At 46.3% G+C, this 10490-nt stretch carries 12 protein-coding genes; 2 read left to right on the forward strand and 10 right to left on the reverse strand.

Features of this window, described 5'->3' with window-relative positions; translation table 11 throughout:
- Positions 1 to 67: 67 nt before the first annotated feature.
- From ACH97_RS08390 to ACH97_RS08405, 4 genes are all read right to left on the reverse strand, one after another.
- Positions 68 to 307: a YlbE-like family protein gene (locus tag ACH97_RS08390; RefSeq protein WP_020451282.1), complete on the reverse strand. Its 240-nt coding sequence runs from the start codon at positions 305 to 307 to the stop codon at positions 68 to 70.
- Positions 308 to 321: 14 nt separating this feature from the next.
- Positions 322 to 720 carry a YlbD family protein gene (ylbD, locus tag ACH97_RS08395; RefSeq protein WP_020451281.1) on the reverse strand — a complete coding sequence of 133 codons (399 nt, stop codon included), beginning with the start codon at positions 718 to 720 and terminating at the stop codon, positions 322 to 324.
- 178 nt (positions 721 to 898) lie between these two features.
- Positions 899 to 1942: a CAP domain-containing protein gene (locus ACH97_RS08400; protein ID WP_020451280.1), complete on the reverse strand. Its 1044-nt coding sequence runs from the start codon at positions 1940 to 1942 to the stop codon at positions 899 to 901.
- 141 nt (positions 1943 to 2083) lie between these two features.
- Positions 2084 to 2530, reverse strand: coding sequence for a CBS domain-containing protein (locus ACH97_RS08405; protein WP_023857262.1), 447 nt, complete (start codon positions 2528 to 2530; stop codon positions 2084 to 2086).
- A 168-nt stretch (positions 2531 to 2698) separates the two neighbouring features.
- Between ACH97_RS08405 and ACH97_RS08410 the strand changes: the two genes are divergently transcribed.
- Complete coding sequence (locus tag ACH97_RS08410; protein WP_020451278.1) at positions 2699 to 3058, forward strand: YugN family protein; 360 nt, start codon at positions 2699 to 2701, stop codon at positions 3056 to 3058.
- Between the two features lie 56 nt (positions 3059 to 3114).
- On the opposite strand, the gene ctaG is transcribed toward ACH97_RS08410, so the two are convergent.
- The 6 genes from ctaG to cyoE all read right to left on the reverse strand — a co-directional run bounded on the left by ctaG (position 3115) and on the right by cyoE (position 9177).
- Positions 3115 to 4014 (reverse strand): cytochrome c oxidase assembly factor CtaG, encoded by a 900-nt coding sequence (gene ctaG, locus ACH97_RS08415; protein ID WP_025811368.1) that lies wholly within the window; start codon positions 4012 to 4014, stop codon positions 3115 to 3117.
- Between the two features lie 34 nt (positions 4015 to 4048).
- Positions 4049 to 4378 (reverse strand): cytochrome c oxidase subunit IVB, encoded by a 330-nt coding sequence (gene ctaF, locus ACH97_RS08420; protein WP_020451276.1) that lies wholly within the window; start codon positions 4376 to 4378, stop codon positions 4049 to 4051.
- A 2-nt stretch (positions 4379 to 4380) separates the two neighbouring features.
- Positions 4381 to 5004, reverse strand: a complete 624-nt coding sequence (ctaE, locus tag ACH97_RS08425) for a cytochrome c oxidase subunit III (protein ID WP_020451275.1) — start codon at positions 5002 to 5004, stop codon at positions 4381 to 4383.
- Entirely contained in the window at positions 5004 to 6872 is a 1869-nt protein-coding gene (gene ctaD, locus ACH97_RS08430) for a cytochrome c oxidase subunit I (protein WP_020451274.1), read from the reverse strand. Before ctaD ends, ctaE begins: the two co-directional genes overlap by 1 nt.
- Positions 6873 to 6904: 32 nt before the next feature.
- The gene (gene coxB, locus ACH97_RS08435) at positions 6905 to 7972 is read right to left on the reverse strand and encodes a cytochrome c oxidase subunit II (protein WP_020451273.1); all 1068 of its coding nucleotides are present in this window, start codon (positions 7970 to 7972) and stop codon (positions 6905 to 6907) included.
- Positions 7973 to 8250: 278 nt separating this feature from the next.
- The gene (gene cyoE / locus ACH97_RS08440) at positions 8251 to 9177 is read right to left on the reverse strand and encodes a heme o synthase (protein ID WP_020451272.1); all 927 of its coding nucleotides are present in this window, start codon (positions 9175 to 9177) and stop codon (positions 8251 to 8253) included.
- Positions 9178 to 9579: 402 nt separating this feature from the next.
- On the opposite strand from cyoE, the gene ACH97_RS08445 reads away from it, so the two are divergent.
- A complete protein-coding gene (locus tag ACH97_RS08445) occupies positions 9580 to 10488 on the forward strand; it encodes a COX15/CtaA family protein (protein ID WP_020451271.1) in 909 nt (302 codons plus the stop codon).
- Positions 10489 to 10490 lie beyond the last annotated feature (2 nt).

The following is a 10490-nucleotide window of genomic DNA, read 5'->3' on the forward strand; positions in this document are numbered from 1 at the left end:
TCCTTTACACCTAGCTTTGCCAGAATGACGCGATTTATCATCATAAAAAAAAGACTCAGGCTTTAAATTAATCCTGAGTGCGCATCGCATGAAACATTTGAAGCATCATCTGGGCCATCTGAATGCCGCCCGATAGCTGGTTGACCCTGTGAGGAATCGTTTTTTCATAAAAGTTCATCATATCGAGATGAAAGGCTGACAAGTCATTCGGATTCCGCGAAAGCTTGCGGTACCAGACCGGCTGCTCACGGATGAACCGGCGGCGCTCTTCATCAGCGAACACATACTCTTGCACTTCTTTACGCATGTCTGACTCCTTCCCTAATCTTTTCGGAAAGAAAACGGATGCTCGCCGCCGCTTTGATTCTGCTGTTTTTGGCTTCCGCCCGAAAACTGGCTGAGCAAGCTTTGCAGCGAAGAAATAGACTGGCTCATTTTATTGATCTGCTCATTCATTTGATTGGCATCCATCTTTCGGACGGCCGTCACCATTTTTGAAATGAAATCGTTTTTGCCGCCAGCAGAAGGCTCCTTTTCTGCCGAAGCTTCTTTTTCCCTGTACGGATCCCAAATCGAATCGTCTTCCCCGAGCAAAACCCAGTTTTCATATACTTCCTGCCAGCTTTTTTCTTGTTTCCGGACTTCGGAAATCAACTTAGGATGCCGTTTAATAAATTGCTTAAATTCATCAATGGATGATTGCGCGTTTTGATTTGCCAACGTCTACACCCCCTCCGAAAACATATGCCTGCTATAGTGTAATCCGCCCCGGCAAAATGTGTTCGCCTAAAAATTCCTCTTTTTATAGGAGTCCGTGCGGAAGAGTGAGCAGCAGACCAAACATTAAAAGTTTCATGGTTTTCTCTAAAAACTAAAAACCCGGGTATGATCCCGGGCTCTAGTGCCATTCTTTAATAAAGTTCTGCGTATAATATTTCTCGTCCACCCCGACTCCGAGATGAGTATAGTCGGCATTTAACAGCGCTTTTCTGTGTCCTTCGCTGTTTAACCAGCCTTCAACCGCCGCAGGCCCGTCGACATAGTTGAGCGCGATATTTTCCCCCGCCTGCTCAAAGTTCACTTTCCCTTTTTCCAGCCTGTCTTTGAGCGTGCCTTCTGTTTCTGACACATGGGAGAAATAATGGTGCTCTTTCATGTCGCTGCTGTGGCCGTATGCCACTTTTGATACGCCTTCATCCCAAGAGAGCTGGGAAAGACCGTGTCTTGCGCGGATGACATTCGTCAAATCAAAGATCTGCTTCTCATTTGCTTTCTCGATTTTTTTCCAATCCGATTCTGTCAATGCTTGAGGTTCGATCAGGGTGCCTCTGTAGACAACTTCATACGGCCTTTGCTTGATGAAAGTCGGCGCATCAAATGCCCTGATGCTTGACAGCGTCCCCTCGAATTTATCCATATACAGCTGAACATAAATGTCTCCGACTTTCACCGTCGGCCTTGTATTCATGTCTTCCTCAGAAAACTCAAAACGGTATGAACTGCCTTTATATTGAACATTGACATACGGGGCGATCTGGGCGGTTTTGAAAACTTCCCTTGACGGCCGTCCAATTTTAAACGGAGCGGTGTTCAACCCGTCGCCTGTCGCAAACAATGTCACGGCCTTGCCGCCAAGCAAGCCGATTTGAACGTACTGTTTTGCCCCTTGGCTATAGACCCACCATTCATAATCATATGCTGAAGGATCGACCCTGTCCGGTTTCCCCAGTTTCTTTTCGATCGTCTCAGCCGACTCTCCGATAAAAGAAAGCAAGCCGGAATCGGGAATGTTCAAGGATTTCTCTTTTTTCGCATCCTCGTTTGAGACTTGCGGCTTGTCTTCCTTCACAATTTTCTCAGGTGTTGAACCGTATTGAATAAACAGGGTGTATGAAGCCGCAACGATGAGAAGGATCACAATCGCTCTTAATATATTTTTCAAACTTTCACCTCCGACTGACGGATCAATCTATCCATAAAACGGCGCACCGCATCAAAAACTTGCCTTTAGTGTCATTTAAACAGAACTGACATGAATTTTCAATGATAATACAGCCTATTAAGATGTGCGACAAAATATGTTTTAATGAAGAAAATCTCCAGGCCTCTCTTCGTTTTCCGATATAAATGTCAGCGCGTCGCCAGCCTGCCGGTTTGATTTTTTGTGGGTTGAAACATCGCCTAGCGTAATGATGCCCGCAAGCGTCTTTCCCCGTGTAACCGGAACCCTCCTGATCTGATAATCTCCCATGAGATCAACCGCTTTTTCAATTGAATCGTCTTCACTTACCGTAATGAGATCCGTCGTCATGACATTTGTAATTTTTTGCGAATTTGGTTTTTTAACGGCGATCCCCCGCAGCACCAAATCCCGGTCAGTAACGATCCCAACCAGTTCCAAACCGTCATCAAGCACAACCGGAATCGCTCCGACATTTCCGTCTTTCATTTTCACGGCAGCCTCGTACACATTATCAAGAACTGTACAATATAATATTTCCTTTGTCATAATATCTTTCACACGTGTCAATCAGAAGACCTCCTCTTGTCTTTCGTTTGTTCATATTGTCGTCAAGCCGCCCGCGATTCATACTGTTCACAAAAATATTTATATATCGGCTAAAGCCAGGATTGAAAGTTTAACGCTTTCATACTATGATTGTCAGTAAAGGTAATTTTTTAAAGGGGGTTTTACGGGATGAAATTTGAAGAATCCGGTATCGAAGGCTTGACTGCTGACCTTAACCGGTTAGACGACATCATGGAAAACGAAGGGTTCGTAAGAGCTGGCCAATGGGATTATGAACGCGTCACATATGACCGCAAATTCGATATGGTGGAAGGCAGGTACTACCTCCGCGTGTTCGGATATGCCGTCGAAGGCGATGTGGGCGCCCGGCGCGCGGTCATCAAACTGATGACACCGCTTCTGGGCAAATATTATTATCCGCATGGAGTGGAATACGGTGAAAACGAACATTTCCCGCCGCAGCTCCTCAAAACAAGCAAGACGGTGCTGAATTCAATCAAAGAAAAAGTTTCAGCGCTTGAAGTGTAGCAGACGTACATAAAAAGGGTACAGCCCCTCTGATGAGGCTGTACCCTTTTTTCATCTTAATGAACCGTAGACGGCGAGTATCGTTCTTCTTCCAGTTCTTTTTCGTCTTTGGCTCTTTCCTTCCTCGCCCATCCGAAAAAGATAATCGCCAAAAATGTCCCGTACACGATTTCCTGTAAGATTTTCATGACGATCGCGCCAAGCTGCTGATCTTCCAGAACAGGCATGCTGCTGAACATTTCCGGACCTGTAAGCGTCATTCCGCTCAGCGTATCGAGAGGAACGCACAGTTTCATTGCCTCCGCCCATGCGGAAGGATCTGAATATGTCGAATACAGGGTCGTATCGCTGAACATGATCAGCGCGCACGCCGGTGTCAGCAAAATGCCGTCAGCCATAATGTAGCCGAGTTTCAAAAGTCCGTTCATTTGCGGAAGCTCCTCGACCTTGTGAACGAGCGGCCACCACATGAAAAACGCCGCAATGAAGATCAGCACCGTAATGACGGCATGATAAACGGCATCTGTCTTAATAAAATCAAACACCAAAGGAATGTGATACATCGAAAATAAACCGTTAAACACGATAATCGCGATCAATGGTTTTGAAAAAAACCGGAACAGCGGCTTGACGACCGGCAGAAAAATGACCTTTTTCCAAAACCAAGGCGGTATGCCAAGGATGATCAAAGGCGGTACGATCAAATACAAAACCGCCATTTGCGCCATATGCGCGCTGAACATAATATGTCCCAGCAAATCAATCGGACTGCCTTTAGACGCGTATAAAAGAAACATCGCTGTCACGAATAAACCGATTTCTTTCCTGGATGCCCGCTCTTCTTCTGATCCAAATCGTTTCATCAGAAAAAAGTAAAGGACGGTTATGAAAACGACAGCCCCTAGGAAATAGGGGCTCCACAGGGCGCGAAAACCGAATATTTCAAGGCTGCCCAACATGAGGCATCCTCCTTTCTGTATGTCGGTTCGATTACCACCAGATAAGCGTTACAAAAGCCAAAACGGTAACAAAAGCGACCAAAACGCCCGAATAAAGGAACAAAGTCGGCGCTTCATGCCCCCGCTGACTCATATGCATGAAGTAGTACAGCTGAAATGCAACCTGAATAACGGCCAGCAGCAGAATGAACGGCACCGTAAACCATACGCCTGCATCTGAGGCGACCGTTAAAAAAGCGACAAGGGTCAAGCCGATCATCAAACCGAATGAAATAACCTGATATCTCATGTCCTCCGCGTTTTTCTTTTTGCGGTAGGCAAGATCTGTTTTGGGATTCCCTCTGTTTTCGTTATTCACCATTTTTATCCCACCATCCCCATCAAGTATACAACGGTAAAGATAAACACCCAGACAACGTCGATAAAATGCCAATAGAGGCTTGCGACAAAAAACTTCGGCGCGTTGTAAAGGCTTAATCCGCGGCGCGCATTTCTGATCATCAAAGAAAGAATCCAGAGCAGCCCGAACGTAACGTGCGCACCGTGCGTGCCGACTAGCGTATAAAAAGCGGAGCCGAGAGCCGAGCTTTGAATGGTGAACCCATATTCGTGAATATAATGGGTGAATTCATATATTTCAAGCGCCAGGAAGCCTGCACCGAGCAGAACAGTGATTCCGAGCCAAACCTGCATCTTTTTAAAAGCAAAGTTCTTCATATGATACATGGCATATACGCTCGTTAAACTGCTCGTTAAAAGGAGCATTGTCGCCAGAAAGACCAGCCCCATGTCAAACATCTCAGTCGTTTTCGGCCCTCCTGCATTTGAATTCTTCAGCGCAAGGTATGTTGCGAAGAGAGACGCGAAAAGAACCGTCTCTCCTCCGAGAAATAGCCAAAAGCCGATAAACTTATTTTTTCCTTCTAATGTAGCTTTTTCAGGAGAAGCCGGGAAGGTTTCAGCCGTTAATTTCTCTTCTGTATGCATTATGCCTTCACCCCTTTGTCGTCATCATCCATCAGTTCTTCTTTATGAATATGATACCCGTGGTCATCAATTACAGACCGGAGAAGCATCATAAATAATGTGATTCCTAATCCAATCAGAATGACAGGCAGCCCCCAGGCAAATTCCGTCCGGTACATGAAGCCGAAAGCGGATATAAACAGCCCGAGTGACATGATGAACGGGAGAATCGATCCGTTTGGCATATGGACGTCCTGAAGCGGCTCCGCGGCGGTCATTGACTGCTTGCCGGCTCTTTTTTCGATCCATAAAGCATCAAGGCCTCTGACCAGAGGCAGCTGTTTAAAGTTGTATTCAGGAGGCGGTGAAGAAACGGCCCACTCAAGCGTTCTTCCGTCATGCCAAGGATCGCTGCCGACTTTTTCCCCTTTGGCAGTCGTCACGATAATATTGATCACGAGTATGATGACAGCAGCCGCCATAAACACAGCTCCGATTGAACTGATTAAGTTCGCCATGTCAAATCCCTGATTCGGCAAGTATGTGAACACGCGTCTCGGCATTCCCCACAACCCGAGCCAATGCTGGATGAAGAAAGTCAGATGGAACCCGATGAAAAAGAGCACAAATGTTATTTTGCCCAACGCTTCGCTCAGCATTTTCCCGAACATTTTCGGCCACCAGTAATGAGCGCCGGCGAGGATGGCAAACACCACTCCGCCGATGATGACGTAATGGAAGTGAGCCACGACAAAGTACGTGTCGTGGAACTGATAGTCAGCCGGTGCAGCAGCAAGCATGACACCTGTCACCCCGCCCATGACAAACGACGGGATAAAAGAAATCGCATAAAGCATCGGCGTTGTAAACTTAATGCTCCCGCCCCAAGCCGTGAGCAGCCAGTTGAAGATTTTAATTCCGGTCGGGACGGCAATGGCCATCGTCGCCACCGCAAAAATGGCGTTCGCCACAGGCCCGAGTCCCGTTGTAAACATATGGTGGGCCCAAACCATGAAGCCTAAAAAGCCGATCAATACGGTCGCAAATACCATTGAAGAATAACCGAACAGCCTTTTTCTCGCAAAAACCGGAATGATTTCCGAAAAGATTCCGAACGCCGGGAGTACGAGAATATAAACTTCAGGGTGTCCGAAGATCCAGAACAGATGCTCCCAAATGATCGTATTACCGCCTAATTCCGGATTGAAAAAGCTCGTTCCGAACAACCGGTCCAGCATCAAGAGCGCGATGCCTACGGTCAGCGGCGGGAACGCGAATAAAATCAAAGCCGAAGCGACGAATGTCGTCCATGTGAAAAGCGGCAGCCTCATGTATGTCATGCCCGGCGCCCTCATATTGATAATCGTCGCGAGAAAGTTAATTCCGGCAATCAGCGTACCGATCCCGGCAATTTGCAGACCGAGAACATAGAAATCGATCCCGTGCCCTTCGGAATGAAGGGAAAGCGACGCGTAAGACGTCCAGCCGGCATCGGGTGCCCCTCCCAAAAACCAGCTTAAATTCAGAAAGATGCCGCCGAAAAGGAACAGCCAGAAGCCGAGCGAGTTCAAAAATGGAAACGCAACATCCCTCGCGCCTATCTGCAGCGGAACGACGGCATTCATCAGTGCGAACAAAAGCGGCATCGCTGCCAGGAAAATCATCGTTGTACCGTGCATCGTCATGATCTCATTGTAGACTCCGCCGCTCATGATGTCATTGTTCGGTATCATCAGCTGAACCCTGATCAGCATCGCTTCGATTCCGCCGAGCACAAAGAAGAACCCGCCGCCCAGCAAATAAAGGATGGCAATCTTTTTATGATCGACAGTCGTTAAATAGTCCCATAATACAGCCCCAAAACCTTGCTTTTTCTTAAGCGTACTCACAATGTAACCTCCCTCATTCTCCCTTTGAAGCGTTAGTCTTCCGTTTTTAACCCCTTTAAATATTCAGTCAGTGCATCAAGTTCCTTGTCGCTCAAATCAGGGTATGTGCCGGTCATTTTGTTGCCCGGTTTTATGCTTTCAGGATCCTTGAGCCACGCTCTCAAGTTTTCATCGCTGAATTCCTTCACACCGGCGATCGTCGACCGGTCTCCAAAAGTCGCGAGGTTCGGAGCCGTTCTGGCCGCTTCCGCCCTTTGGTCTTTTGAATCGGTCGCATGACAGCTCAGGCAGTTTTTCTCTTTGAACACTTTTTCTCCTTCAACAGCGAGATCGGTTTTCGCCCCCGCTTTATAGTTTTCCATATCGCTCATCCATTCCTTGAACTCATCCTTCGAAACCGCTTTAACTTTAAAGTCCATTAAAGCATGGGAAGGTCCGCAGAGCTCGGCGCATTTCCCGTAGAAATAGTCTCCGGCTTTTTCAGCGCGTTTTGAATCGAACGTTAAGAAGAATTTGTTTTCATTGTCTGTGTTCGTATCAATCTTACCCCCGACTGAAGGAACCCAGAATGAATGTTTGACATCGGAAGCTTTCAGCTTAAAGTAAACGCGTTCATCGGTCGGCACGACCAGCTCCTGGCTCGTCACCACGCCGTAGTCAGGATATTCGAATTCCCACCAGTAAAGGTTCGCCCGGACATTGACGACCAGCGCCTTCTCCGGATCCCTGTTTTTCTTATCCATCGGTTTTGTATCAGCAAGATCAAAGGTCTGTGCGACAACAGGAACAACCAGGATAAGAAGGAGAAGAATTGGAATAACAGTCCATAAAATTTCTAAATTGCGGTTTCCTTCAACCTGTTTCGGGATGTGGTCATCACCGAGCTTAGATCTTCTGTACCTGACGATGACAAATACGAAAATGAAACTTACCACCACTACAACAACAACCATGATCAGCGTGCTGAGAATCATTAGGAAATACTGCTGATCAGCCACCTCGCCCGCCGGCTGCAGCGTTGATATGAACGGTTCTCCGCACCCTGCTAAAACGAGCGCCAAAATAGTGAACAGCGACATCAGACGCCATTTCTTTAACATTTCTTCCCAACCCCTTTTCAATCAATCCTTTTGAAACTTTCACTGTTCAAACGTTTATAGGACACCTATTCATTCATCTGACTCCCCACTTAAATTAAAGCACTTACATTTCCTCATTTCTTAAATAATGAGGTTTTTTACTCAAAATACCATCTATGTATGAACGTAAAGCCGCCTTGTTAAACATAATCGAAAAAAATCGATAAGGCGGCTTTTACATGATTGTTGTCTGTTTGAAGTGTTAAGTGACAGCCTTCAATGTGATGAATTATAGAGTTCTATCCAATTTTAAAAAGTGTGAATACGACCATGGCAACGAAGAATATGGTCAAGTAATTTAATGAATATACAAACATGAGCGTTGCCCACTTCATGATATTTTTGCTTCTGTAACCGACCAGACCGCAAACGAGCCAGCCGATATTGAGTACCGTTCCCAAAATGACGATCGGCAGTCCGAGTCCGCCCAGGAAAAACGGCAGCGGCATTAAGCAGGCAATCCAAATGATGATTTGCCTTTTCGTCACTTCAAAACCGTGTACAACAGGCAGCATCGGTATATTTGCAGCTCTGTATTCCTCCGTTTTCTTAATCGCAAGCGCCAGAAAGTGGGGAATCTGCCAAATAAACATGATTAAAAACAGCACCCATGCCTCAACTCCGATGGAGCCTTGGACAGCGGTCCATCCGATCAAAGGAGGAACAGCCCCTGACACACTTCCGATAATCGTATTAACGGTATAGCGGCGCTTTGACCACATCGTGTATAGAAACACGTACGTAAAGACGCCGACAAAGCCTACTGCGGCAGTTGTCAGATTGGTCATCAGCAGCATGATAAAACCGAGCGCAGTCAGCAGAATGCCGAACCACAATGCCTGTGAAGGCTGGATTTTACCAGTCACCGTCGGCCTTGTTCTCGTCCGCTGCATAAGCTGGTCAATATCACGGTCATAATAGTTGTTGATGACGCATGATCCTGCGATAATAAGCGAGGATCCCGCTAAAGTGAACAGCACGATATCAAGGTTTCCTAGAAAGCTCAGATTTGAAAAGTAAAAAGCGAGCCACAAGCCCGTAAAAGTTGTTATCAGGTTCGAGTAAACAATCCCGACTTTGATAAGGGCGAGGAAATCTTTCCATGCTGTCGTCTCTTCTATTTGTCCATTCATTGCTGTATCAGCTGTAATTCTTGTTTCAGCCATAATACTAACCCCCCTTACTCAAACCTTCATCACGTCAAGAGAAGCGGTATATTCATAAAAAACCTACAACTCTATCATACAAGATTACCGGTTGGAAAAAAACAGCCTATTAAATATTAATCGACAAACCGGTTTATATTTGTGAACTTTTTATGACTTTCTTTACAGATGAAGGAAAAATTGTGAACAAGAGCGGAAAACCACTGTCATTCTAATATAGTTCTATCAAACGAAGCCACAATTATCAAGTCTTCAAAACCAATAAAAATGTGAACGCCTTCTATTGCATTTTTGTGAACAATAATCATTATGAATTGCAGCAGAACATCAATTCGCTTACACTTGAAGGTGGCAAATATCTTTTTATTAGTCAGTTTGCATTAAAAAAGGAGAATTGAATTTATGAATAAAGCATTAAAAGGCTTGGGAATTATCACAACTATCGCCATGCTTTTCGTGCTGATCGGCGGCGCCCTCGTCACAAAGACGGGTTCGGGAATGGGCTGCGGCAGATCTTGGCCGCTTTGCAACGGAAGCATATTCCCGGCTCTAACCCTTGAATCGATTATCGAATGGAGCCACAGGTTTGTCAGCGGCACATCCGGCGTCCTTGTGCTGGCTCTCGCCATTTGGACATGGAAAAAAATCGGCCATATTAGAGAAACGAAATTTCTTGCGGTGATGTCGGTCGTCTTCCTCATTCTTCAGGCGCTCCTGGGCGCTGCGGCGGTCGTCTTCGGGTCTTCGGCCCTGATCATGGCTTTGCACTTCGGAATCTCGCTTATTTCCTTTGCATCTGTTCTGCTGTTGACGCTCCTCGTGTTTGAAGCTGACAGCAAGCAGAAAGCCGAATCGTTTTATATAGGAAAAACCATGCAGTTTCATATGATAGGAATCATTATATACACATATGTCGTCGTTTATACAGGCGCATATGTCCGGCATACGAAGTCAAGCCTTGCGTGCCTTGACTTTCCGATGTGCAGCACACAAAACGGCTGGCTCCCAGGGAAGTTTCACGAATGGGTGCAGATGGGACACAGGGCTGCGGCGCTTCTTCTGTTCGCTTGGATCATTGCGGCAGCGATACATGCGGCCAAACAGTATAAAAATCAAAAACGCATTTATTGGGGCTGGATGATTTCCCTGATCCTGATTATCCTTCAGGCTGCCTCAGGAATTGCGGTTGTCTACAGCAGGCTGGATTTGGGATTTGCACTCGCCCACGCTTTCTTCATTTCCTGCCTGTTCGGAATCCTTTGCTACTTCCTGCTGCTTGTTGCGCGCTATCGCAGACAGGCGCAAAAATAACA

The sequence above is a fragment of the Bacillus paralicheniformis genome (genome assembly GCF_001042485.2).
In the GTDB taxonomy this organism is placed as follows: Bacteria; Bacillota; Bacilli; order Bacillales; family Bacillaceae; genus Bacillus; species Bacillus paralicheniformis.